This window comes from Faecalicatena sp. Marseille-Q4148 (genome assembly GCA_018228665.1).
Classification (GTDB): domain Bacteria; phylum Bacillota; class Clostridia; order Lachnospirales; family Lachnospiraceae; genus UBA9414.
Map to the genome: position 1 here is coordinate 2,333,114 of CP073692.1, position 25,578 is coordinate 2,358,691.

Consider the following 25,578-nt stretch of genomic DNA (forward strand, 5'->3'; position numbering starts at 1 on the left):
AAATATTAAGAAAAAGACAGGAGAAAAGAAAATGGAACAGTTAATTGAAATTTTAGAAGAGATCGCGCCGGATGTGGATTATAACGAATGTACAACATTGATTGATGATGGTTTGTTGGATTCTTTCGCGATTTTATCAATTGTAGGGGAATTAGAAGATGCATTTGATATTTCAGTGACACCGGCAGAGATTATTCCGGAGAATTTTAATTCCGCAGAGGCGCTTTGGGCAATGGTGCAGAGACTTCAGGAAGAATAAAAGGGGGAAGGAATGTCTTTTATATCAATGAAATTCCTGCTGTTCATTTTCTTTGCGGCAGCAGGATATTATTTGATTCCGAAGAAGTGGCAGTGGGGATGGCTGTTGTTATTCAGCTATCTCTACTATCTTTCTTCCGGATGGAAAATGACTCTCTTTCTCATCTATGTGACGATGGTAACATATGGAGCAGGACTTGCGCTTCATGCAGTGGAGGAAAGAGATTCGCTTGATAAGCAAACGAAAAAGCGCCGCAAGAAACAGGTATTGATTCTGGCGCTTGTTCTTGATTTTGGATTACTGGCGATTTTAAAATATACGAATTTCTTTATTGAGAATCTGGATTATCTATTTCATCTGGAACTGAGCTTCCGGAACCTGATTCTGCCGATCGGACTTTCTTTCTACACATTTCAGTCGGCGGGATATCTTATGGATGTGTATTGGAAACGGTGTGAGCCGGAGCGCAATCCGCTGCGATTTGCACTTTTTGTATCATTTTTTCCGCAGATTCTTCAGGGACCGATTGGAAGATTTGACCGTCTGGCACATCAGCTTTATGAATCACATTCCTTTGACCGTGTGCGGATAGAGCGCGGTGTGCAGAGAATTCTGTGGGGATATTTTAAGAAACTCGTAGTGGCAGATACAGCTGCGATTTTTGTAAATGCTGCATTTGATGAATATACGACCTATACCGGAATTGCAATCTTTGGCGTGCTTGCCTATTCGGCACAGCTTTATGGAGATTTTTCGGGAGGAATGGATATTGTAATCGGAATTGCCCAGCTATTTGGAATCGAGCTGGATGAGAACTTTAAACGTCCGTATTTCGCAGTATCGATTACAGACTTTTGGCATCGTTGGCATATTACGCTTGGAACATGGATGAAAGATTATATTTTCTATCCGCTGTCTCTGTCAAAATGGATGGGAAAACTTGGAAAATCCGCTAAGAAAATATTTGGAAAGACATACGGGAGAGCGCTGCCGATCTGTCTGGCAAATATTGTTGTTTTCCTTGTAGTCGGAATCTGGCATGGCGCTGCATGGAAATTCATTGTGTATGGTTTGTACAATGGTCTGATCATTGGATTCAGCGGCCTGATGGTTCAGAATTACCGGTCATGGAAGAAACGTCTGCATATCAATGATAAGAGCAATGGATGGAAAGTATTTCAGATTGTAAGAACCTTTTTGCTTGTGAATATTAGCTGGTTTTTTGACCGGGCAGATACGATTCCGCAGGCGCTTCAGATGATGAAAAATGCTGTGACGAATTTTGCGCCGAAACAGCTCCTTGAGATTCAGGTAGGAACCGGGAATGCGGGAGTAAAATATACGATTCTGGCGCTTGGAATTCTTGTGATTTCCTGTCTGGCAGTGTTTGTTGTCAGTCTGTTACAGGAGAGAGGAATACAGATCAGAAATGCATTGGCAGCACGTCCGTGGGTAATTCGATGGATTGCTTATATGGCGCTTCTTATGTCATCGGCTATGCTCGGACAGCCGCCGGATTCTACAGGAGGATTTATTTATGCGCAATTTTAAAAAGTGGATACCGCCGGTAATATTTTTGCTCCTGTTTCTGATTGCAAATGAATGTCTTTTGATGGCGCTGCGGCCATTAAACCTGTTCCGAAATGATATGCACAATCTTCGGACAAAACAGTATGACAATGTATATGTGGGAACGTCTCATGGAAAGGCAGCATTTCATCCGGCAGTACTTGATGAAGTGACCGGAAAGAAAAATGTGAATATGTGCATTGGAGGTCAATGGACGATTGATTCGTATTATATTTTAAAAGAAATGCTTCGTTACCAGAAGCCGGAGAAAGTAATCTATGAGTTGGACCCGGGCTACTGGATCACAGAATGTTCGCTGGGGCCGGACTATGCGACTGTCTATGAAGAGATAGAACCATCGCTTGTAAAATTGGAATATTTCCGGGATAAAATGCTGGATATTGATTTCCGTGCTACACTTTTTCCGTGGTATGTATACCGTCAGGGTTATAAAAATGTTATAGCGAATCTGAAATTAAGGACAAGCGATGCTTATAAAAATTATGAAGATACTCTTTACAGTAATGCAGAATCTGTTTATGGACCGAATGGAGCGTTAAATCTGCAGAGAACAGGAAGACCGCCGCTTGACTATGAATTTGAAGTGTGGGATGACGATAAGGTAAATGAAGAGTCCGTCAAATATTTCGAAAAGATTCGTAAGCTTTGCGAAGAAGAAGGGATGGAACTGATTGTTGTGACAACACCGATCCCGCAGGAGACTTTAGCAAAATATGAAAAAGAATATGAAAATGCCTATGATTTTGTTGCAAAGTATATGGAAGAAAGAGACATTTCATATTATAATTTTAATGAAATTGAAATAGAAGGATTTGACAGGTCTGTAAATAGCTTTAATGATTACGAAGGACATATGTATACAGACATGGCAGACATTTTCAGCAGAAAGCTGGGAGAGATTCTAAAGGGTCATAAGTAAAAGCAGAAAGAGGATGAAGATATGAAGCAAAGCAGGAGAGAGTTCCGGAGAATTGCAATCGCATTGTTCTTTTCAGCAAGTATTTTGACCGGCTGTCAGAAAGAGAAAGAACCAAAGCCGCCGGAACCGATCCAGGCGGAAGAGCCGGAAAAAGAACAGCAGAATATCGTAGACGGCAAAGATAATGTGGAGATTACAGGAACGATAGAGGGGCTTACCTATACTTCAGCAGACGGAAGAATCTCCATTACGCTGCCGAATGAATCATGGCAATGCGAGTCCGATGCAGAGGGGAGCGCCACGTTTATTTCTGATGAAGGTTTGATCTCAATTGTCAGAATGGACGGAGTAGAAACCGTGCAGTCAAGTATTTATCACAGTCCGGAAGAGTATGTCAGTTATTTGAAGGGAACTTCTCCGAGTATGGAGGGGGAAGTGGTAAGCTTTGAAAATGCATCTGAAAATGGTGCGGATACCTTTCATGCGGTTTATCACTATACCGGAGAAAGTGAATACAAATATGCGGTATCAGGCGGCGTTGGATTTGAGGACCACTGCTATATTATCAGTGCAAGAATGATGACAGAGGATGAGAATGCGCTGAATGAAGTTATAGACAGCGTTTATCATTGTAAGATTGAGAAGTAGCCAGAAGTAGCGTAACGAAGATTGAGAAGAAAGATGATGAAGAGATTAGATGAAAAACTGGCAGAATATTCTGTCGGAGACAGTTATCCGTTTCATATGCCGGGGCATAAGAGAAACGGGAAGCTGCCATATCCATTGCCGTATGGGCTAGATATTACGGAAATTGACGGATTTGATGACTTACATCATGCAGAAGGAATTTTAAAAGAGGCACAGGAAAGAGCAGCAGAAATTTATCATGCAGAGGAGAGCCATTTTCTTGTCAATGGAAGTACCGTTGGAATATTAAGTGCAATTCTCGGAACAACGAAGCGGGGAGATAAGATTCTTGTGGCGCGCAATTGTCATAAATCCGTCTACCATGCCATTGAAATGAATGAACTGCAGCCGGTGTATATTTATCCGGAATTTCTTACCGAGATGCATTTGAATGGAGAGATTTCAGCAGAAGAGATTGAAAGAGCGCTCCGGGAACATGAGGGAATACGGGCAGTTATGATTGTATCTCCAACTTATGACGGAGTAGTTTCAGATGTGCGTGCTATTGGGGAAATCGTTCATAGATATGAAATCCCGCTGATCGTTGATGAGGCACATGGAGCTCATTTCGGATTTGGAACAATATTCCCGGAGAATTCGAATATATGTGGAGCGGATATTGTAATTCATAGTCTTCATAAAACATTGCCGTCTATGACACAGACGGCAATTCTTCATATTAATGGAGAACGTATAAATCGGGGGCGGGTACGAAAATATCTGCACATGCTGCAGAGCAGCAGTCCGTCCTATGTTTTGATGGCATCCATAGATGCGTGCATGGATTTTCTCCAGACAGAAGGAGAAAAATGGTTTTGTGAATATGAAAGCATGCTTCTTGCGGCGTGGGAGAGACTTTCGGGTTTAAAGCATTTGAAGGTAATAAAAACGGAGCAGTTTGATCTGTCAAAGATTATCATCTCGACATTGAACTGCAATATGACAAGCGGAGAATTGTACCACATTCTTCTGGAAAAATATCATCTTCAGATGGAAATGAAAGCAGAAAGTTATGTACTTGCCATGACGACAGTATGTGACAGCGAAGAGGGAATGAAACGTCTTGTGGAAGCGCTGTTTTCTATTGATGAAGAACTGAAAGAACAGAACTTTGATACAGTGTTTACAGAAGAACGGTTCCCGGAAGCGGATGTATGTATGACAAGCGCAGAGATAGAACGCCTTCCGGAAATAGATTTTGAGATAAGACCGTGGGAAGACTGTGAGGGTTGGATCTCGGCGGAATATGCATATCTTTATCCACCGGGAATTCCGCTTCTTGCGCCGGGAGAGAGGATAAATCGGGCAATCATTGACTGGCTTATGCATTATCGGGAAATGGGCTTCTCGGTTGAAGGATCTATGACAGAAGGAATGTTAAAAGTAACAGGAGAGAGAAACAATGAATAAGAAGACAAAAATCATCTGTCTTGAGGGGCTTGACGGTTCCGGAAAGACGGTTCAGACAACATTATTGGAAGAATATTTGAAACAGAGCGGGAAAAGTGTATTTTTGATTGATTTTCCGCAATATGACAGTTTCTTTGGAAAAGAAATCGGACGGATGCTTTCGGGAAAAGATGCGGTAAATGCAGCAGAAGTGGATGTGTATTCGATGAGCTTGTGGTATGCGGCGGATCGCTGGAATAGTCTCAGGAAGGTTGATCTTAGCCAGTATGATTATGTAATCTTCAACCGCTATACACTTTCCAATGCGGTTTATCAGTGCGCGAGAGGATTTGGGAGCTACCGGAAAGAGTTTGTTGACTGGATTTTTGCGCTGGAGCAGGGAGAATTCGGACTTCCGGCTGTAGATCTTTATCTGTTTCTTGACGTGAATCTGGATGCCAGCAAGAGCAATGTAAAAGAAAAAGGGCATCGGGATTATGTTGGCGAGCAGGCAGATGTATATGAAAGTTCTAAAAATCTTCTCACAGATGCGAGACAGATTTATCTGGAAATTGCGAAAGAAAATCCTCAGGTGAAGGTAATTTCCTGTATGAAAGACGGCAAACTGCAGCCGATTGATACAATCCAGGGAATGATCCGGGAAGCGGTTGATCTGGAAATCAGGAAATAATTCTATATATTCACAAAAAAATATGTTATGATGTAATTGATATGAAAATTGCGTTCTATGTGATTTTATATACGGTTTTGGAAAAGAGGAATCAATATGGTAAATAATGGATTTAAAAAAATCGTTGGTCATAAAGAGATTATTGATTATATTCAGACAGCAGTAAAAGAAGACAAAGTTTCTCATGCATATATTTTGAACGGAGAACGCGGTTCAGGTAAGAAACTGCTGGCGAATTTATTCGCAATAACACTTCAGTGTCAGAACAAAGAAGGCCTGGAGCCTTGCTACGAATGTCAGTCATGCCGGCAGATTATGAGTGATAACAATCCGGATGTCATTCGTGTGACACATGAGAAGCCGAATACGATCAGCGTAGATGATATTCGTGAACAGATTAATGCAGACATTCAGATCAAGCCATACAGTGATCCGTATAAGATTTACATTGTCCCAAATGCGGATCTTATGACAGTACAGGCGCAGAATGCACTTCTGAAGACAATTGAAGAGCCGCCGGCATATGCAGTGATCTTTTTGCTGACAGAGAATGCAGAGACGCTTCTGCCAACGATCCGGTCACGCTGCGTTATGCTGAAACTGAGAAATATCAAAGATAAGCTTGTGAAGAAATATCTTATGGAACAATTGGAGATTCCGGATTATCAGGCAAATATCTGTGCATCTTTCGCGCAGGGCAATATGGGAAGAGCGATCATGCTGGCATCTTCTGAACATTTTAACGAGATCAAAGAAGAAACGGTTCAGCTTTTGAAGTATATCAGAGATATGGAACTTGATGAAGTAGTTCAGGCTGTGAAGAAGCTCGGAGAATATAAGCTGGAGATCACAGATCTTTTGGATCTGTTTACAGTATGGTATCGGGATGAACTGCTTTATAAAGCAACGAAAGATGTGAATGGAGTTATTTTCTCAGATCAGCTCGGCGTAATTAAGGAACAGGTAAAGAGAAGTTCTTATGAAGGGCTGGAAGCAATTCTTTCTGCAATTGAGACTGCAAAGACAAGATTGAAAGCCAATGTAAACTTTGATCTTGTTATGGAATTGTTATTATTGACGATAAAGGAGAATTAAAGAATGACCACAATTATAGGAGTCAGATTCCGGACTGCGGGAAAAATATATTTCTTCGCACCGGGAAAGTTTCCGGTAAAGACGGGAGATCAGGTCATTGTAGAGACAGCAAGAGGAGTAGAATTCGGCAATGTTGTAACAGGTCCGAAAGATGTGGAAGATGATATGATCACACAGCCTCTCAAATCAGTGATCCGGATCGCGACAGAAGAAGATAAGAGGATTGAAGTAAAGAACCGGGAGAAAGAAAAAGAAGCTTTTAAGATCTGCCTTGAGAAGATTCGCAAGCATGGGCTTGAGATGAAGCTGATCGATGCAGAGTATACATTTGATAATAATAAAGTATTGTTTTATTTTACAGCAGACGGAAGAATTGATTTCCGTGAGCTGGTAAAGGATCTGGCAAGTGTGTTCCGCACAAGAATTGAGCTGAGACAGATCGGAGTCAGAGATGAAACGAAGATCCGGGGCGGAATCGGAATCTGCGGACGACCGCTTTGCTGCCACACATATTTGTCAGAATTTGCGCCGGTATCTATCAAGATGGCAAAAGAACAGAATCTGTCACTGAATCCGACAAAGATTTCAGGAGTATGCGGACGTCTGATGTGCTGTCTGACAAACGAAGAAGAGACATATGAATATCTGAACAGTCGTCTGCCGTCAATCGGAGATACTGTAACAACAGTAGAAGGACTGAAAGGCGAGGTACAGTCTCTGAGTGTTCTTCGTCAGCTTGTGAAAGTCGTAGTGACACTGGAAAATGACGAGAAAGAGATTCGGGAATATAAAGTAAGCGAGCTGAAATTCCGTCCGAGACATCGAAAGAAAGAAGTGAAGCTTTCGAAAGAAGAGATGAAAGAGCTGGCTGCTTTAGAGAAGAATGAAGGAGCGTCAAAATTAAATGACAACTAATCTGAAACAAGGAGAACGTCTGGATGATCTTCAGATCAAAGGATATGAGATCATTCAGCATCCGGGGAAATTTTGTTTTGGAATGGACAGTTCACTTTTGTCAAGTTTTGTGAGAGTAAAGTCCCAGGATCGGGTGCTTGATCTCGGCACAGGAACAGGAATTCTTCCGATTCTTCTGGAAGCAAAGACAAAAGGAAAACATTTTACCGGACTTGAGATCCAGGAAGAGAGTGCAGATATGGCGAGAAGGAGCGTCCTGCACAATCATCTGGAAGAAAAGATTGAGATTATAACAGGAGATATCAAAGAGGCATCCGCCATATTCGGGCATGTCTCTTTTGATGTTGTTGTGACAAATCCGCCCTATATGATTGGACAGCATGGGTTGAAAAATGAAACGGATGCCATGACGATCGCGCGCCATGAGACATTATGTACGCTGGATGATATTTTGCGGGAAAGTGCAAAGTTGCTCCCGTTTAAAGGACGTTTTTATATGGTGCACAGACCATTTAGGCTGGCAGAAATTCTGTCAAAAATGGTGGCATATAAGATTGAACCGAAGCGTATGCGGCTTGTATATCCGTATGTAGATAAGGAACCGAATATGGTGCTGATCGAAGGCGTTCGCGGAGGTAATTCCCGGATGACGGTGGAGAAGCCGCTGATTGTCTATGAGAAAGACGGAAGTTATACGCAGGAAGTGCTGGAATTGTATCAGCCGAAATAAAGATAGAAGAGCAGATAGAAGAACAAGGGGAAATAGTATGGCAGGAACTTTGTACTTGTGTGCGACGCCCATTGGAAATCTGGAAGATATGACCTTTCGGGTTATACGCACGCTGAAAGAAGTTGACTTAATTGCAGCAGAAGATACAAGAAATAGTATTAAGCTATTAAATCATTTCGAAATAAAAACTCCTATGACGAGTTATCATGAATATAATAAGATAGAAAAAGGAAGAAAGCTCGTTGAGAAGCTTCTGGAAGGACAGAATATTGCACTGATTACTGATGCCGGAACGCCGGGGATTTCCGATCCGGGAGAGGAACTTGTGAAAATGTGCTGTGAGGCAGGGGTTACGGTAACCTCTCTGCCGGGAGCCGCTGCATGTATAACGGCGCTTACTATCTCAGGGCTTGCGACAAGAAGATTTGCTTTTGAAGCATTTCTTCCAACAGATAAGAAAGAGCGGCAGGAAGTTCTGAAGGAACTGGTGAATGACACGCGGACACTGATTCTTTATGAAGCGCCACACAGACTTGTCAAAACACTGCATGAACTGTCAGAGACATTAGGGGAAGAACGAAAGATTGCCGTGTGCCGGGAACTTACGAAGAAACATGAGACGGCATTTCGCACGACGCTGGGAGAGGCAATCGACTATTACGAAGAAAATGAACCGAAAGGGGAATGTGTTCTTGTAATAGAAGGGCGCAGCAGAGAAGAAATTAAAAAAGAGCAGCAGATGAAGTGGGAAGAAATTTCCCTGGAAGAACATATGGCACATTATGAACAGCAGGGAATGTCAAGAAAAGAAGCAATGAAGTGTGTAGCGAAAGATCGGGGAATCAGTAAAAGAGACGTGTATCAGCAGCTTTTATAGAATAGTTTAGAAGGATTTAGAGTTAAAATATTGCGGCAGTTTTGAAGGGAATTTCAAAACTGCCGCTTTTGTAAGTAATTGTAGAAAATTTGTTAGAGTGATTCAAAACTAAAATCCAAAGTCATTCAAATCATCTTTCAGATAAGAAATACATTTTTGAATATTGCCGTGTTCCAGCTCCTGAATGATATTTTCGTGGAAACGGACATCGTTATGAGGAGTAGCGGTTGTCCAATTCTCCCAGTAGAATTGGGCGTAGGCGCGTTTTAATCTTGTCATGGCAGCTGAAAGCTGTTCCAGTGCGTAGGTATTATGTGAAAAAGAAGCAAGCTTCAAATGGAATTGGGTATTTGCTTCCCAGTGTGTCCACATACTTTCTTTCAATGTCTGTTCGCAGAGTTCATCAAGCCGGCGAAGCTCATTCAGATCATCTGAGGTAATAGAGGAAAAACTCTTCTCTAATAAGAAGCCTTCCAGAGCGAAACGAAATTCCAGAATATTGCGAATGTCATCTCCGGTAAGGCGGACTACTTCATATCCATAACGAGGATGGCTGATGAGAACTTTCTCATTGCAAAGTGCAATTAGGGCATCCCGGACCGGGGACTTGCTGCAGCCGTATTTTTCAATCAGCTCCCGTTCTGTAATGATATCATTTGGCTTATATTCAGAAGAAATGATACTGTTCATGATATTTTGGTAGACAGTATCTTTTATTGTACGATTTGCTTTCATTTAAAGTCTCCTTCGTCTAAAAAAGACATATGTTTTCAGTCAATTTTACCAAAAATAAATGCGCTTGTAAATATCGTTTGCTTCAAGAGAAAAAATCCTTTAGAATAGAATGTAGATAATACCAGTGATAATATCAGAGGAGGAACAAGAACGAATGGAAAAGACAGATAAGAGATATGGTACCTACGTCCAGATTTTGAAAGAAGAACTGATTCCGGCGATGGGATGTACAGAACCGATCGCATTGGCGTATGCGTCAGCAAAAGCGCGGGAAGTACTTGGTGCGATGCCGGAAAAAGTACTGCTTGAAGTAAGCGGAAGTATTATTAAGAATGTCAAATCAGTAATCGTGCCGAATACTGACGGCTTAAAAGGAATTCCGGCAGCAGCGACAGCGGGGATTGTAGCAGGAAAAGCGGAAAAAGAGCTGGAAGTCATTTCTGTTGTGACAGCAGATGAGATTGCAACAATGAAACAGTTTCTGGAAGAAGTACCGATTCAGGTAAAACATGTTGATAACGGGCTGACATTTGAAATTATCGTAACAGTATATAATGGGGATTCCTATGCGAAAGTTAGAATCGCTAACTATCACACAAATATTGTTCTGATCGAGAAAGACGGAGAAAAACTGCTTGAAATTCCGGTAAAAGGCGAGAATGAGGAAGGGTTGGCAGACCGTTCACTTCTTAATATGGAAGGAATCTGGGATTTTGTAAATTCTGTGGAAATTGAAGATATTAAAGAAGTGATCGGACGGCAGATTGAGTATAATACAGCAATTTCAGAAGAAGGACTTCGGGGTAACTATGGAGCTAATATCGGAAGCGTTCTTCTTGATATGGAAGGAAATAATATCCGTACAAGAGCGAAAGCAAAGGCAGCGGCAGGATCTGATGCGAGAATGAATGGATGCGAACTTCCGGTTATTATCAACTCCGGCAGTGGAAATCAGGGAATGACATGTTCTCTTCCGGTCATTGAATATGCAAAAGAATTAAAAGCAAGTGAAGAGCAGCTTTATCGTGCTTTGGTGCTGTCTAATCTTGTGGCAATTCACCAGAAGACAGGAATTGGCCGTCTGAGTGCGTATTGTGGCGCTGTATGTGCAGGGGCAGCAGCCGGAACAGGAATTGCCTATCTGTGCGGAGGCGGATTTGAAGAAGTGACTCATACAGTGGTAAATGCACTTGCGATTACATCAGGAATTGTATGTGACGGAGCGAAAGCTTCCTGCGCAGCAAAGATTGCATCTGCAGTTGATGCCGGAATTCTTGGATATAATATGTACATCCGCGGACAGCAGTTCTATGCGGGCGACGGAATTGTAACAAAAGGAGCTGATGAAACAATCCGCAATGTAGGACGTCTCGGAAAAGAAGGTATGAAAGAGACAAACGAAGAGATTATCGATATTATGGTAGGCGGAATGTGTTAATCATTTATAGCATATTGGTTAATAGCACGCTTTTTTAGGAGGAAAAGGCATGTTGTATTTGTCATGCTTTGAATTTCCTGATATTGAGCAAGAGTATGATTTTATTTTTCGCCAGAAGAAGACTTGCTATGACACATATTATCCATTTCAGATTTTATCAAAACATCAATTTCGCAGAATTGATTTCGAACCGATGACAATTCTGTATGGTGGAAATGGCTCCGGAAAGACAACGGCGCTTAATGTGATCGGAGAAAAGCTGGGACTGCATAGAGATTCTTTGTACAATCGTTCTGGTTTTTTTGAAGATTATATTCAGATGTGCGGCATGAAGTTAGAGCGGCGGGTTCCAAAAGACAGTGCAATCATTACAAGTGACGATGTATTTGACTTTATGCTGAATCTTCGCAGCATTAACGAAGGCATAGACAGAAAACGTGAAGAATTATTTGAAGAGTATCTGCAGGCAAAATATAACCATTTTCAGATGAAGTCTTTGGATGATTACGAGCAGTTAAAGAAAGTAAATGCGGCAAGAAGCAGTACACAGTCAAAATATATCAGAAAAACGTTGTCAGACAATGTAAGAGAACACTCCAATGGGGAAAGTGCGTTTCTTTATTTTTCAGAAAAGATTAAAGAAAATGGACTTTATTTGCTGGATGAGCCGGAAAATAGTCTGTCACCGGCAAAACAGCAGGAGCTTTTACGTTTTTTAGAAGATTCTGTGAGATTCTTTGGATGTCAATTCATAATTGCAACACATTCTCCGTTTCTTCTTTCGATGCGGGGAGCAAAAATCTATGATCTGGATGAAGAAATCGTTGATGTAAAACGGTGGAGTGAGCTTGAAAATGTGCGGGCATATTATGAGTTTTTTAAGAAACATGAAGAGGCATTTGCGGATAAAAAGAAGTAAATGTCTGTTTTGAATGTAAAAATATTAAATAAGTATCAGGAACATATTAGGAAAATACAAAAAAGAACGTCTGTAAAATCAGGTTTATATGCCTGGATTCTACAGACGTTTTTCATTTTCTTTGAATTATCTTAAATCGTCAAGATTTTCCGGAAGACCGAACAGAATCTGCTCGCCTTTATTGACAACGATACAAGGAAGACCGACACGATTGTTTTCTTTGATAGCATCAAACTCAGGTCTTGTATCACGATATGCAAGAAATTGCTTCAATGGAAGCATACCGGAAGAAATATCGACAGTAACAAAGTTAATGCCTGCTTCGGAAAGAGCCTCTTTCACTGGTGGACATCCCGGTCAATGTGAACTTGAAAATAAAACGATTTTTTTCATGAAGAAAACCTCCTTTATAGATAGAATAAATAAATCTTGTACAACTATATACGGATTCTATCATAAAGTGGTGAGAAATACAAATAAAAAACAACAAGCCAAGTAATGTAAATTTATCAGACAAAAAATGTTCTTTGGCATCTTGTACAGAATTGAAAAAAAAGTTTGTGCAAGTAGAGTATAGCGTATTTTTGCAATATTCTATATACTAAGAACAACGAGAAAAGATATGCGTGAATGATTGTATTAATAATTATGGAAAAAGATTTTTAGGAGGAAACACTGAAATGGCAAGTTTATCATTAAAACACATTAACAAGACATATCCGAACGGATTTGAAGCTGTTAAAGACTTCAACCTTGAGATTGAAGATAAAGAATTCATCATCTTCGTAGGACCATCAGGATGTGGTAAATCAACTACACTTCGTATGATCGCTGGTCTGGAAGAAATTACATCCGGTGAATTAAAGATCGGAGATAAAGTAGTTAACGATGTAGAACCAAAAGACAGAGATATCGCGATGGTATTCCAGAACTACGCTCTGTATCCTCATATGACAGTATATGACAACATGGCTTTCGGTCTTAAATTAAGAAAAGTTCCGAAAGATGAGATTGATAAAATGGTTCATGAAGCAGCAAGAATCCTTGACCTGGAACCATTATTAGATCGTAAACCAAAAGCTTTATCAGGTGGACAGAGACAGCGTGTTGCTATGGGACGTGCTATCGTTCGTAGCCCGAAAGTATTCCTTATGGATGAGCCGCTTTCTAACCTTGATGCTAAGTTAAGAGGTCAGATGCGTATCGAGATTTCTAAATTACATCAGAGATTAGGTACAACAATCATCTATGTAACACATGACCAGGTAGAGGCTATGACACTTGGTACAAGAATCGTAGTTATGAGCGCTGGTATTGTTCAGCAGGTAGATACACCTAAAGCATTATATGATACACCATGTAACTTATTCGTAGCCGGATTCATCGGATCACCACAGATGAACTTCTTAGATGCTACATGTAAAGTAAATGGCGGTAAAGTAAGTCTTCAGGTTGGAGCTGCAAACATTGCACTTCCAGATGCAAAAGGTAAGAAATTAATCGAAGGTGGATACGAAGGAAAGACAGTTGTACTTGGTATTCGTCCGGAAGACGTACATGATGAGGCTGATTTCATTGCTAAATCTCCGGATACATGTATCGAAGCTACAATCCGTGTATACGAGATGTTAGGTGCAGAAGCAAACTTATACTTCGATTACGAAGGAGCTAACATGACAGCTCGCGTTGAGCCAAGAACACCAGCAAGACCTGGCGATACAGTGAAGTTTGCATTTGACGCAGATAAGATCCATGTATTTGACAAAGAAACAGAGATGACAATCACAAACTAATCTGATTTGTGAGAAAGATACAGAAGCTGTTGTTTTGCAATAATAGATTGTAAAGCAGCAGCTTTGTTTATAGATTTTATATAAAATGGCGAAAACAATGTTTCGATATGAAACAAAATTGGTTAGAATGTTCTTGACAAACGAAAAGAGAAAAGGTATATTACTGTGTAGATAAAAGGGAGTAACTAACATTCCGGAAGATTTGTGGAATGTTTGCGATGTCGTCAATACGATGAATAGATCATCCGTATCGTAATGAAATAGTGAGACTTTTATTGTACTGTTTTAGTGCAATAAAGGTCTTTTTTTATAAGGTAAGATCAGAAGAAGTGATGCAGATTCTGAACTGCCGGGAAAAAGACCTTGCACTAAAGCGTAAAAACTGTAATGGCAGTCAATACTAAAAAAGAAATGGAGGACATGGATATGCAGGAATGGTATCAAAAAAATGTCGACGATGTGCGGAAAACATTAAATGGACACAGTAATCCGCTGACATCACAGGAAGCGAAGCAGCATCAGGAAAAATACGGCAAGAACGAACTTCAGGAAGGAAAGAAGAAAAGCGTTTTCCAGATTTTCCTGGAACAGTACAAAGATTTTCTCGTTATTATTTTGATTATTGCAGCAATCGTTTCCGGATTCTTAGGAGATTTTGAGAGTGCAATTGTAATTCTGATCGTAATTACAATGAATGCGATTCTTGGTACGGTTCAGACCGTGAAAGCAGAACAGTCACTGCAGAGCCTGAAGAAGCTGTCAGCGCCTGAAGCAAAAGTAGTAAGAGACGGCACAGCAATTAAAGTTCCGGCATCAGAAGTTACTGTAGGTGATGAAGTAATGCTGGAAGCCGGAGATTATGTACCGGCAGATGGACGTATTCTTGTAAATGCAAGTTTAAAGATTGACGAGAGTGCGCTGACTGGAGAAAGTTTACCGGTAGAAAAAGATGACAGTGTGCTTACAAGCGAAGTACCGTTAGGTGACAGAGTGAATATGGTATTTTCAGGAAGTTTTGTCACATATGGTCGTGGATCTTTTATTGTAACAGAAACAGGTATGAATACAGAGGTAGGAAAGATCGCAGGTCTTCTTGAGACAGCGGCAGAGAAGAAAACACCGCTTCAGGTAAGCCTTGATGATTTCGGTAAGAAACTTTCTATCGCGATTCTTGTATTCTGCGGATTATTATTTGGAATGAACGTACTTCGCGGTAATCCAATCGGAGATTCTTTCTTATTTGCAGTTGCACTTGCAGTAGCAGCAATTCCGGAAGCGCTCAGTTCTATCGTTACAATCGTACTTTCTTTCGGTACACAGAAGATGGCGAAGGAACATGCGATTATTCGTAAGCTGCAGGCAGTGGAAGGACTTGGAAGTGTGTCTATTATCTGTTCTGATAAAACAGGTACTCTGACACAGAATAAGATGACTGTTGAGAAATACTATGTAAATGGAAGTGTTGTTGAGGCAGATGCAATCGATATGAAAGATGATCTGACAAAACGCCTTATGAATTACAGTATTTTATGTAATGATGCCACAGTAATTGATGGAGAAGAAATCGGAGATCCTACAGAAACAGCGCTTGTTGCTCTTGGAAATAAATACGGTGTGGATGCACTTGTTCTCAGAGGAGAAAATTCAAGAGTTGCTGAAGTTCCGTTTGACAGTGACAGAAAATTGATGTCTACAGTTCATCCGAACTCAGAAAGCGGCAATACATTCTATATGATCACGAAGGGAGCCGTAGACGTACTTCTTGACAGAACAAACAGAATTATTGAGAAAGACGGTATTCGTGAGATTACAGAAGAAGATAAGAAAGCAATTGAAGAACAGAACCAGGCATTTTCAAGATCAGGACTTCGTGTACTTGCTTTTGCATACAAAGAAGTGTCTGAAGAGCTTGTGAAGAATGGTGTTTCTGTTAATGATGAATATGATTATACATTTGTAGGTCTGACAGCAATGATGGACCCGCCGCGTGTGGAATCTATGGCGGCTGTTGCAGAATGTAAGAAGGCAGGAATCCGCCCGATCATGATTACAGGTGACCATAAAGTTACGGCAGCAGCGATTGCAAAGAGAATCGGTATTCTGGAAAATGAATCTGAGGCATGCGAAGGCGCTGTGATCGATCCGATGTCAGATGAAGAACTGAAAGATTTTGTAGAAGGTATTTCTGTATATGCGAGAGTTTCACCGGAGCATAAGATCCGTATCGTAAAAGCATGGCAGGAAAAAGGAAATATTGTTGCTATGACAGGAGACGGTGTAAATGACGCGCCGGCTCTGAAGCAGGCAGATATCGGAGTTGCTATGGGTATTACAGGAAGTGAGGTTGCAAAAGATGCATCTTCTATGATCCTGACAGATGATAACTTCGCGACAATTGTAAAAGCAGTAGAAAACGGAAGAAATATTTACAAAAATATTAAGAGCGCTATTCAGTTCCTGTTATCAGGTAACTTTGGTGCGATCCTGACAGTATTATTTGCTTCTGTTGCAAACCTTCCGGTACCATTTAAAGCAGTCCATTTGTTATTTATTAACCTTCTGACAGACAGTCTCCCGGCGATTGCACTTGGACTTGAGCCGCATGTTGAGACAGTTATGGAAGAGAAACCTCGTCCGCATAATGAATCTATCTTAACAAAAGATTTCCTTGCAAAGATTGGAACAGAAGGATTTGTTGTAGGATTCCTGACAAGTATTGCATTCTTAATCGGTTTATCAAGAGGAGGTGCAGATCTTGGAGCAACAATGGCATTCGGTACATTGTGTACAGCAAGACTTGTACATGGATTTAACTGTAAATCAGATAAACCTGTTATCTTTAAGAAAGCATTCTGGAACAATATTTATTTAATCGGTGCATTTTTAATTGGACTTATCCTAATTTCAGGTGTATTATTAATTCCAGGGCTGAAGAATGTATTTGATGTAGTAACACTTAGCTGGACAGAATACGGTATGGTATGCGGTCTTGCAGTGCTTGTACTTCCAATCGTTCAGCTTCTGAAATGGATCATCAAAGGAAGGAAATAGTGAATGAATTTTTCTAAGGAAAATATTAAGCAGATACGAAGTCTGATTGTCTTTACGCTGTTATTGCTGATTGGATTGTGGAAATATGAAGTTGTATTAGATATTCTTGGATTTGTGTGGGGAATTATATCGCCGTTTATTCTCGGAGGTGCGATTGCATTTATTCTGAATGTACCGATGAATTTTATTCAGAAGAATTTGTTTGAAAAGAATAAATATTTTCAGACTGAAAAAGGAAAGAAACTGCGGGATAAACTGGAAAATACAGTCAGTCTTGTCATTACAATCTTTTTGGTAATCAGTATTTTAGCAGTTGTGATCTTTGTCGTTGTGCCTCAGCTTGGTAAGACATTTGTAACACTAAAGCGCAATATAGAAGTATTTATCCCAAAGATTATGGCAGATATTGCAACGTTATTTGAAAATAACCCGCAGATTCTGGGAGAGCTGAATGGACTTCAGTTAGATTGGAAGCAGCTGAACTGGGATAATATTCTAACAACGATTATCGACTTTTTCCGTCATGGTGCAGGAAGTGTGCTTGGAAGCACTTATCAGGCAGCAAAGGGAATTGTAAGCGGTATGGCAACATTCTTCATTGCGTTTGTATTTGCATGTTATATTCTTCTTCAGAAAAAGAAATTAGCAGTACAGATTCGGAAAGTAATGTATGCATATCTAAAGACAGAGCAGGTAGAGAAGATTTTGGATGTTTGTTCATTGACTTACAAAACATTTTCCAGCTTCTTAACCGGTCAGTGTATGGAAGCCGTTATTCTTGGAACGATGTTTTTTGTAACAATGGGACTTTTAAAGTTTCCATATGCACTGCTTGTAGGTATGCTGATTGCGGTAACAGCGCTTGTTCCGATCTTTGGAGCATTTATCGGCTGTGCAGTCGGAGTGTTTCTGATCGTGATGGTCAGTCCGGTAAAGGCATTGGCATTTATCGTATTATTCCTTGTTCTGCAGCAGATTGAAGGGAATCTGATCTATCCGCATGTAGTTGGAAATTCAGTCGGACTTCCGTCCATGTGGGTGCTTGTAGCAGTTACACTTGGAAGCAGTTTAATGGGAATTGTGGGAATGCTCGTATTTATTCCGATTACTTCTGTTATTTACAGTCTGCTTCGCAGAAGTGTGTATGCACGGTTGGAGCAAAAGAAAATTAAGTTATAAATGAAAACCGTTCGTCATATAGTTTGGAGAAAACAATATGGCGGGCGGTTTTTTCTATGCTGAATTGGCTTTGGGGCGGTATGATTTTTATTGGTGTGATTTATGGAGCATTTAATGGCAGGATGGCGGATATTACAAATGCGGCGCTGGACTCATCCAGAGAGGCGGTAAGCTTATGCATTACGATGATGGGAGTTATGTCTTTGTGGGTGGGACTTATGAAGATTGCAGAAAGTGCAGGAATCATAAAAGGATTGTCAGCAAGGATGAAGCCGATACTCCGGTTTCTGTTTCCGGAAGTACCGGATAATCATCCGGCACAGAAACATATGGCAGTAAATATGATTGCAAATGTTCTGGGACTTGGATGGGCAGCAACTCCGGCGGGGCTTAGAGCGATGGAGGAGCTTCGGGAATTGAACAAACAGTCCTGCAAAAGATATGGAGGTTCTGCAGCAGTGGCAAGCAATGCGATGTGCAATTTCCTGATTATTAATATTTCATCGCTGCAGCTGATTCCGGTAAATGTCATAGCTTATCGAAGCCAGTACGGCAGTGTGAATCCGGCAGGAATTATTGGAGCAGGAATTGTGGCAACGGCTGTGAGTACGGCGACAGGCATATTATTTTGTAAAATGATGGATTGGAAGAAGAAATAAGTATCAGTAGATGTGGAAAAAATACTTGCATATTGTGGAAAATACGTTATAATAAAACGAGTGTTGTGGAAAACACATGCTTTTTTGATAAGGATAATTCAATAAGACAGTTCGTGACCATCCTGTCTATAAATAAAACTAGGGATTGCAAATTGAAGTACGCCCGGGCGTACTTTTATTTTGTTGTGGTATGATGGCGCTTTCGAAAAAAGGCGTCTTTTTTACTTTATAGGAAAGTTCGACTTTCGTCGAACTTTTGAATGAAAATAGCCCGCACAAAGGCGGGCAAAGGAAATAGACGGTTTGAGTTTAGAAGATATAAAAACCTTCTTCGCCGAAATCGTCATCATCCAGATCATCAAATTCGTGTAAGAAATAATCCATATCCAAAAGATCATCATCGCTCATGTCGCGGACTTCGTCAGAAGTCATGCCTTCTGGAGGATTTTTAATATACTGTTCCCGAAGTTCCTTTGCAAGTTCTGCCTCAGTGATTCGTTTCATAGTGATAGCCTCCATTTCCATATTAGATACGTTGATTGTACCATGTAACAGGAGACTGTGGAAGAGAAGAAGGAGAGGCAGGAGAACGGCATCGGTGCTTACGCATCACTCTTTCATATAATTCATGCAAAGGAACAGGTTCATGGTTGAAATATAACTCAAGGAAAAGCATAGTTGTACCACAAGAAGGGCATTTTAGAGGATCATAACCAAAAGTATGAAGGATAGAATCTCGCCACCGATTAAAGGAAAGAAATATTTTGTGCTTTTCCCTGGAGATTGCTCTGTGAAGAGATTGGTCAGATTTACGATGTCTGGCATATATGCCGTAATAACGAATCATCTTGAAATGTTTTTCAGGGATATGCTGAGTAAGTCGTGCCATGAAATCAAGAACAGGGAGAGTTTCAGTGACCAGTTTTTCGTCTTCATGACGATTATAGTGAAAAGTAACAAATTCACCGTCGTAAGAATCAATACGAGAAGTTGCAATGACTGGTCTGCCAAGATAACGGCCAATGTACTTAATCACATGAGAGGGGTTGCATTTATTGGGCATAGCTCGAACATAAAAACCATTTTTATGTTCGGTGTAGATAGAAGCCTTAAGTTTTTTAAAGGAGTCACCGAGCTTAGAATGTAACTCGTTCAAAAGAGCCGTTTGGAATGAATCGCGCAAAAGCCTATAATTGAAGTGTTTTTTGTGACGCCAATGAAGAGAATTCCCAACGCCGCCTTCGGAAATGAGACAATGGATATGGGGATTCCACTTTAAATCTCTGCCAAAGGTATGAAGAACACAGATAAAGCCAGGAGTAAAGAGTTCGGTTTTGTTATCTTTATGGAACATGCGAGTGACAACACTGTTGACAGCAGAGAAAAGGCAGTTTAAAAGAGAACGGTCATTTAAAAATAGAGGACGTAGTTCTCGAGCAATGGTAAACACACAGTGGCGATGCTGGACATTGATGATCTTAAAAGACATAGAAGTAGTTCTGTCGATGGAATACATGTTGCCGCAGGTAGGACAAAACCTAGAATGACAGCGGAAAGGAACATATTTGAAATTTCCGCAGGAAGGGCAGGCATACATGGCACCGCCAAAAGAAGGATCGCCACAATGAATCATTTTTTCTACATTTTCGATGACGGAGTCACGAGGATGTTGAATATAAATCATTTCCTCAAAATGGTCTTTAAAAATTTTTTGTAAAACATTCATAAGACTATTATGAGGGAAAATGAGAAAAAAAGAAACCCCTAACCCCTCAAGAGTGAGGGGAAGGGGAGTTGAAGTGTCGGAGACACTTTTTTATTTCATAGAAAATTATCCGTTAGCCGTGTCACGCGCGCGGAGAATCACGTCTGAGGGATTTTTTCTATGGAAAGATAGTGAAAAATTATAGAGAAATACAGGAGATCAGCGAAAGAAGGAGGAAGAACGCATGGAAGAGAAGTTTGAACCGGAACGATACAGTGTGATTCGGGAGAAAAATAAGCGGGAGATTGTGATGCTGCGTGGAAGCGGCTGTAAGTGGAAACGCTGTGCATTTTGTGACTATCATTTTGATGCTTCTCCGGATGAGGAAGCGAATTTCCGGATGAATGAGCAGGAGCTCAATAAAGTAACAGGTCTGTACCATAAGCTGGAAGTAATTAATTCCGGAAGCTTTTGTGATCTGGATGAAAGAACTATTGAAAAGATTATTGCTGTCTGCAAAGAAAAAGAAATCGGAGAAATTCATTTTGAATGTCACTGGATTCACCGAAGAGAAGCGGCAGATTTTCGGAAGAGATTTGCTGATCAGGGAATGATTGTAAAGATCAAAACGGGAATTGAAACATTTGATCAGCATATGCGTCAAGACGTGATGAAAAAGGGGCTTCCGGAAAATGATCCGGAAGTGATTGCACAATATTTTGATGAAGCATGTTTTCTGTTTGGACTGAGCGGACAGACAGAGGCATCTATGCGATATGATATTGAAACAGGACTGGCACACTTTGAACGGATCTGTCTCAATATTATGGTGGAGAATACAACTTCGATAAAACCTGATCCGGATGTAATCAAAGTATTCCGGGAGCGGATCTATCCGGATTATATTGAAAATGAGCGGGTAGATATTTTAATGGAAAATACAGATTTTGGAGTAGGAGGAGAAAAACATGTCTAATGAAATGCTGTTATGTATTTCTGTAATACTTTTGTTTGGAGGAACATTATTATTTTACTATCTAATGGGAATTACCGGGCTATACTGCTGGACGGTACTTGCAACGATTGCTGCTAATATCGAAGTATTGATTTTGATCAGAGCGTTTGGTATGGAACAGACGTTGGGAAATGTTATGTTTGCATCTACATTTCTCGTAACAGATATCATTAGCGAGATTGGAGGAAAAGAAAAAGCAAATCGCGCAGTGAATATAGGGATTATGACATCTATGATGTTTATTTTGATCTCGCAGTTATGGCTGCTATATACACCGGCACAAGGGGACTGGGCGATGCCGAGCATTCAGGCGATTTTTTCCAATACACCGCGTCTGATGCTTGTAAGTTTTGCCGTGTATGCAATCTGTCAGAAATTTGATGTATGGCTGTATCATAAATGGTGGGAATTAACAGATAGGAAATATCACGATCACAGCCGTTTTCTGTGGCTGCGCAACAATGGATCTACAATGATCTCACAGCTTTTAAATACCGTGTTATTTACGCTCGGAGCCTTCTGGGGAGTGTATGACGGAAAAACGCTTCTGTCTGTACTTGGTTCAAGCTATGTGATTTATCTTGTAACAAGTCTTATTGATACTCCATTTGTGTATCTGGCAAGAAAAATTAAACCGAGAAGTGAAGCATAATATTTGGAACATATTAAAGAAAACTCCGCATATTCTGTAAAAAGAATGGTGCGGAGTTTTCTTATGAGCGTGTTAATGTATTGTTCAGACTATATTGTTCCTTTTATTATTCTGTCTATTGTGGTGTATGGACTTCTGGAACAGGTCAATGTGTATCAGGAATTTATTAAAGGAGCAAGAAATGGATTTTTGACAGTTGTGAAGATTATGCCAACTTTGATTGGTCTGATGGTAGCTGTTGGAATCTTGCGGGCATCCGGATTTCTTGATTTTATTGCAGTCTGCATCGGACGTGTCAGCAGCAAAGTCGGGTTTCCGGGAGAACTTGTTCCGCTTACGGTAGTAAAGATGTTCTCCTCTTCAGCAGCATCGGGGCTTCTGCTGGATGTGTTTAAACAATATGGAACAGATTCCTATATCGGTATGATTGCATCCATTTCTATGGCGTGTACAGAAACGATTTTTTATACAATGTCTATTTATTTTATGACAGCCGGTGTCAAAAAGACGAGATATACTCTTGCCGGAGGACTTGCTGCCACATTTGCCGGACTTGCAGCAAGTGTGATTCTTGCCGGTATGTAGAAAAATACAATCTGCTGTTCGTTTTTTCTTGGCATTTTCTCTGGATTGCGTATAATAGAAGTAGAGTGATAGTGAAAATTTCGGAAAGGAACAGGTGTATATTTATGAAAGTATTGGTCATTGGCGGTGTTGCAGCAGGAACAAAAGCTGCGGCAAAATTAAAAAGAGAAGACCGTTCTGCAGAAGTAACGATCGTGACAAAAGGCAGGGATATTTCTTATGCAGGCTGCGGTCTGCCTTATTATGTGGGGGATGTGATTCCGGACAAGGAACAGCTTATTGTAAATACACCGGCAAAATTTGCAGCGCTGACAGGAGTGAAAGTGCTGACGGAACGAGAAGTCACTGCATTACATCCGGATACAAAAGAAGCTATTGTGAAAAATCAGCGCACAGGAGCAGAGGAAAGCTATTCTTTTGATAGATGTATCATCGCTTCCGGAGCATCCGCGATTGTTCCGAGAGTATCAGGCGCAGATCTTCCGGGAGTGTTTACAATGCGGACACCGGATGATGCTATTGAGACAAAGGAATATATGATTTCTTCCGGAGCGAAACGTGCAGTTGTTGCAGGGGGCGGATTTATCGGACTTGAGATTGCAGAGAATCTGATGGCACAGGGATTGTCTGTGACAGTAATTGATATGGCTGATCAGATTATGCCGGGATTTGACCGTGAACTGGCAGATTATGCGAAACGCCATTTGGAGAAGAAAGGGATCAAAGTACTTCTGAATACGAAACTCGAAGCAATTCTTGGACAGACAAAGGCTGAAGGTGTGAAGACAGATCAGGGTGAGCTGAAAGCAGATATGGTAGTCATGTCTCTCGGAATTCGGCCAAATACCGCCTTCTTGAAAGACAGCGGTGTAGAATTGATGCCAAATGGAACCATTGTGGTAGATGAGATGCTGCGGACGAATGTTCCGGATGTATATGCAGCAGGCGACTGTGCATGCGTAAAGAATCGTATGACAGGCAAAACAGCGTGGTCCCCAATGGGTTCTTCTGCAAATATGGAAGGGCGTACACTGGCAGAAGGCATTGCAGGAAAATCAGTTTCTTATTCGGGTGTACTTGGAACAGCAGTCATTCGTCTTCCGGAATTGAACGGAGGAAGAACCGGGTTAAGCGAGGAAGCTGCGAAGGCAGAGGGATATGATACAGAGACAGTGACTTGTGTTGTAGATGATAAAGCGCACTACTATCCGGGTGCAGGTTCCTTTATTATTAAATTAATTGCAGATCGGACAAGCCGCAGACTTCTGGGTGTTCAGGTACTTGGCCAGGGCGCAGTGGATAAAGTTACAGATATTGGAGTGGTTGCACTTACAATGGGAGCGGAGCTTTCACAGCTTCAGAATATGGATCTGGCGTATGCACCGCCATTTTCCACAGCGATCCATCCATTTGTGACAGCAGTCAATATTCTGGTAAATAAACTGGATGGAGCACTTGAGAGTATGACTCCGGCAGAGTTTGCCAAAGGCGCTGCAAAAGAATATAAAATCGTGGATGCGTCTTTGCAGCCGTCTATTTCAGGAGCGCCGTATGTGGATGTAACTGCCGTGGACGGACCAATTGACGGTCTTGAGAAAGATGAGAAATTACTTCTTGTCTGTGCAAAAGGAAAACGTGGATATCTGCTTCAGAACCGTTTGAAATATTACGGATATACGAATACGAAAGTGCTTGAGGGCGGTTTATTTGTCAATACTGTTAAAGTGCAGGAAGAAGTTACAGTAAGTCAGGAAGATATTACAAGAGTAAAAGCGTGGGGATTCCTGCATAATAAAGGTACGAACAAATTTAATGCCCGTATTATTACAAGAAATGGAAAGATTACAGCAGATGAAGTAAGATGTATTATGGAAGCAGCGGAGCAGTTCGGAAGCGGAGAAATTGCGATGACATCCCGTCTGACAGTGGAGATTCAGGGCGTTCCGTTTGATAAGATTGAGGATCTCAGAGCATTTGTGGCAGAGGCTGGTCTGGAAACCGGAGGAACCGGATCAAAGGTGCGCCCGGTCGTATCATGTAAAGGAACAACATGTCAATATGGACTGATCGATACATTTGCGTTGTCAGAAGAGATACATGAGAGATTCTTCCACGGTTATGCAAATGTAAAACTTCCGCATAAGTTCAAAATCGCAGTAGGCGGATGCCCGAATAACTGTGTAAAACCGAATTTGAATGATATTGGAATTATCGGTCAGAGAATTCCGGCGTTTGAAGCAGAGAAGTGCCGTGGCTGTAAAGTATGCCAGATTGAAAATACATGTAAAGTGAAAGCGGCAAAAGTTGTAGACGGAGTGCTTCGTATTGATGAAAATGAGTGTAATAACTGTGGTCTCTGTGTTGGAAAATGTCCGTTCAAAGCGATTGAGGACGGTACATACGGTTACAGAATCTATATCGGCGGAAGATGGGGCAAGAGATTTGCACATGGAAAACCGCTGTCAGTTGTATTTACAGAGAAAGAACAGGCGCTTGATGTGATTGAGAAAGCAATTCTGCTTTTCCGTGAACAGGGAGAGACGGGAGAGAGATTTTCTGATACGATTGAGAGACTTGGATTTGAAAATGTGGAAGCACAGCTTTTGAGCGATGATATATTCGCACGCAAAGATGAAATTATCGGAGCGAAACTTCATCTTGTAGGCGGGGCAACGTGTTAAGACAGAAAAATAGG

At 41.0% G+C, this 25,578-nt stretch carries 24 protein-coding genes; 20 read left to right on the forward strand and 4 right to left on the reverse strand.

From position 1 onward, the window contains the following. The first annotated feature begins 31 nt into the window (after nt 1-31). From KFE17_11125 to rsmI, 10 genes are all read left to right on the forward strand, one after another. Nucleotides 32-259: an acyl carrier protein gene (locus KFE17_11125; protein QUO31410.1), complete on the forward strand. Its 228-nt coding sequence runs from the start codon at nt 32-34 to the stop codon at nt 257-259. Nucleotides 260-271: 12 nt separating this feature from the next. Further along, nucleotides 272-1,810, forward strand: coding sequence for an MBOAT family protein (locus tag KFE17_11130; GenBank protein ID QUO31411.1), 1,539 nt, complete (start codon nt 272-274; stop codon nt 1,808-1,810). Continuing rightward, a complete protein-coding gene (locus tag KFE17_11135) occupies nt 1,797-2,768 on the forward strand; it encodes a hypothetical protein (GenBank protein QUO31412.1) in 972 nt (323 codons plus the stop codon). Before KFE17_11130 ends, KFE17_11135 begins: the two co-directional genes overlap by 14 nt. A gap of 21 nt (nt 2,769-2,789) precedes the next feature. Then, nucleotides 2,790-3,416 carry a hypothetical protein gene (locus tag KFE17_11140; protein ID QUO31413.1) on the forward strand — a complete coding sequence of 209 codons (627 nt, stop codon included), beginning with the start codon at nt 2,790-2,792 and terminating at the stop codon, nt 3,414-3,416. A gap of 36 nt (nt 3,417-3,452) precedes the next feature. Further along, nucleotides 3,453-4,865, forward strand: a complete 1,413-nt coding sequence (locus KFE17_11145; protein QUO33694.1) for an aminotransferase class V-fold PLP-dependent enzyme — start codon at nt 3,453-3,455, stop codon at nt 4,863-4,865. After that, nucleotides 4,858-5,535, forward strand: a complete 678-nt coding sequence (locus tag KFE17_11150; GenBank protein ID QUO31414.1) for a hypothetical protein — start codon at nt 4,858-4,860, stop codon at nt 5,533-5,535. Before KFE17_11145 ends, KFE17_11150 begins: the two co-directional genes overlap by 8 nt. 96 nt (nt 5,536-5,631) lie before the next feature. Further along, nucleotides 5,632-6,630, forward strand: coding sequence for a DNA polymerase III subunit delta' (gene holB / locus KFE17_11155; protein QUO31415.1), 999 nt, complete (start codon nt 5,632-5,634; stop codon nt 6,628-6,630). Nucleotides 6,631-6,633: 3 nt separating this feature from the next. Continuing rightward, nucleotides 6,634-7,545: a stage 0 sporulation family protein gene (locus tag KFE17_11160; protein ID QUO31416.1), complete on the forward strand. Its 912-nt coding sequence runs from the start codon at nt 6,634-6,636 to the stop codon at nt 7,543-7,545. Continuing rightward, complete coding sequence (locus KFE17_11165) at nt 7,535-8,275, forward strand: tRNA1(Val) (adenine(37)-N6)-methyltransferase (protein QUO31417.1); 741 nt, start codon at nt 7,535-7,537, stop codon at nt 8,273-8,275. Before KFE17_11160 ends, KFE17_11165 begins: the two co-directional genes overlap by 11 nt. Before the next feature lie 37 nt (nt 8,276-8,312). Then, nucleotides 8,313-9,152 (forward strand): 16S rRNA (cytidine(1402)-2'-O)-methyltransferase, encoded by an 840-nt coding sequence (gene rsmI / locus KFE17_11170; GenBank protein ID QUO31418.1) that lies wholly within the window; start codon nt 8,313-8,315, stop codon nt 9,150-9,152. Nucleotides 9,153-9,260: 108 nt separating this feature from the next. Here the strand turns inward: rsmI and KFE17_11175 are convergent, their stop codons facing one another. Further along, nucleotides 9,261-9,887: a GntR family transcriptional regulator gene (locus KFE17_11175; protein QUO31419.1), complete on the reverse strand. Its 627-nt coding sequence runs from the start codon at nt 9,885-9,887 to the stop codon at nt 9,261-9,263. A 154-nt stretch (nt 9,888-10,041) separates the two neighbouring features. On the opposite strand from KFE17_11175, the gene KFE17_11180 reads away from it, so the two are divergent. Next, nucleotides 10,042-11,325: a serine dehydratase subunit alpha family protein gene (locus KFE17_11180; protein QUO31420.1), complete on the forward strand. Its 1,284-nt coding sequence runs from the start codon at nt 10,042-10,044 to the stop codon at nt 11,323-11,325. Between the two features lie 49 nt (nt 11,326-11,374). After that, on the forward strand, nt 11,375-12,244 hold the full coding sequence (locus KFE17_11185) for an AAA family ATPase (GenBank protein ID QUO31421.1): 870 nt from the start codon (nt 11,375-11,377) through the stop codon (nt 12,242-12,244). A 126-nt stretch (nt 12,245-12,370) separates the two neighbouring features. Here the strand turns inward: KFE17_11185 and KFE17_11190 are convergent, their stop codons facing one another. Beyond that, on the reverse strand, nt 12,371-12,586 hold the full coding sequence (locus tag KFE17_11190; GenBank protein ID QUO31422.1) for a hypothetical protein: 216 nt from the start codon (nt 12,584-12,586) through the stop codon (nt 12,371-12,373). Between the two features lie 338 nt (nt 12,587-12,924). On the opposite strand from KFE17_11190, the gene ugpC reads away from it, so the two are divergent. The 4 genes from ugpC (at nt 12,925) to KFE17_11210 (ending at nt 18,926) form a co-directional block, all read left to right on the forward strand. Next, on the forward strand, nt 12,925-14,037 hold the full coding sequence (gene ugpC / locus KFE17_11195) for a sn-glycerol-3-phosphate ABC transporter ATP-binding protein UgpC (protein ID QUO31423.1): 1,113 nt from the start codon (nt 12,925-12,927) through the stop codon (nt 14,035-14,037). A 426-nt stretch (nt 14,038-14,463) separates the two neighbouring features. Then, nucleotides 14,464-17,088, forward strand: coding sequence for a cation-translocating P-type ATPase (locus KFE17_11200; protein ID QUO31424.1), 2,625 nt, complete (start codon nt 14,464-14,466; stop codon nt 17,086-17,088). Nucleotides 17,089-17,091: 3 nt separating this feature from the next. Then, a complete protein-coding gene (locus KFE17_11205; protein QUO31425.1) occupies nt 17,092-18,267 on the forward strand; it encodes an AI-2E family transporter in 1,176 nt (391 codons plus the stop codon). Nucleotides 18,268-18,323: 56 nt separating this feature from the next. Then, nucleotides 18,324-18,926: a nucleoside recognition protein gene (locus KFE17_11210; GenBank protein ID QUO31426.1), complete on the forward strand. Its 603-nt coding sequence runs from the start codon at nt 18,324-18,326 to the stop codon at nt 18,924-18,926. A gap of 309 nt (nt 18,927-19,235) precedes the next feature. On the opposite strand, the gene KFE17_11215 is transcribed toward KFE17_11210, so the two are convergent. Both KFE17_11215 and KFE17_11220 read right to left on the reverse strand, forming a co-directional pair. Continuing rightward, nucleotides 19,236-19,430 carry a hypothetical protein gene (locus KFE17_11215; GenBank protein ID QUO31427.1) on the reverse strand — a complete coding sequence of 65 codons (195 nt, stop codon included), beginning with the start codon at nt 19,428-19,430 and terminating at the stop codon, nt 19,236-19,238. A 22-nt stretch (nt 19,431-19,452) separates the two neighbouring features. After that, entirely contained in the window at nt 19,453-20,652 is a 1,200-nt protein-coding gene (locus KFE17_11220) for a transposase (GenBank protein QUO31428.1), read from the reverse strand. 223 nt (nt 20,653-20,875) lie between these two features. Here KFE17_11220 and KFE17_11225 point away from each other — a divergent pair, with 223 nt between their 5' ends. From KFE17_11225 to KFE17_11240, 4 genes are all read left to right on the forward strand, one after another. Next, entirely contained in the window at nt 20,876-21,607 is a 732-nt protein-coding gene (locus KFE17_11225) for a radical SAM protein (protein QUO31429.1), read from the forward strand. Beyond that, nucleotides 21,600-22,298: a queuosine precursor transporter gene (locus KFE17_11230; protein ID QUO31430.1), complete on the forward strand. Its 699-nt coding sequence runs from the start codon at nt 21,600-21,602 to the stop codon at nt 22,296-22,298. The genes KFE17_11225 and KFE17_11230 overlap by 8 nt, the downstream gene beginning before the upstream one ends. A 63-nt stretch (nt 22,299-22,361) precedes the next feature. Then, nucleotides 22,362-22,883, forward strand: coding sequence for a spore maturation protein (locus KFE17_11235; protein QUO31431.1), 522 nt, complete (start codon nt 22,362-22,364; stop codon nt 22,881-22,883). Nucleotides 22,884-22,987: 104 nt separating this feature from the next. After that, entirely contained in the window at nt 22,988-25,564 is a 2,577-nt protein-coding gene (locus KFE17_11240) for an FAD-dependent oxidoreductase (GenBank protein ID QUO31432.1), read from the forward strand. Nucleotides 25,565-25,578: the final 14 nt, after the last annotated feature.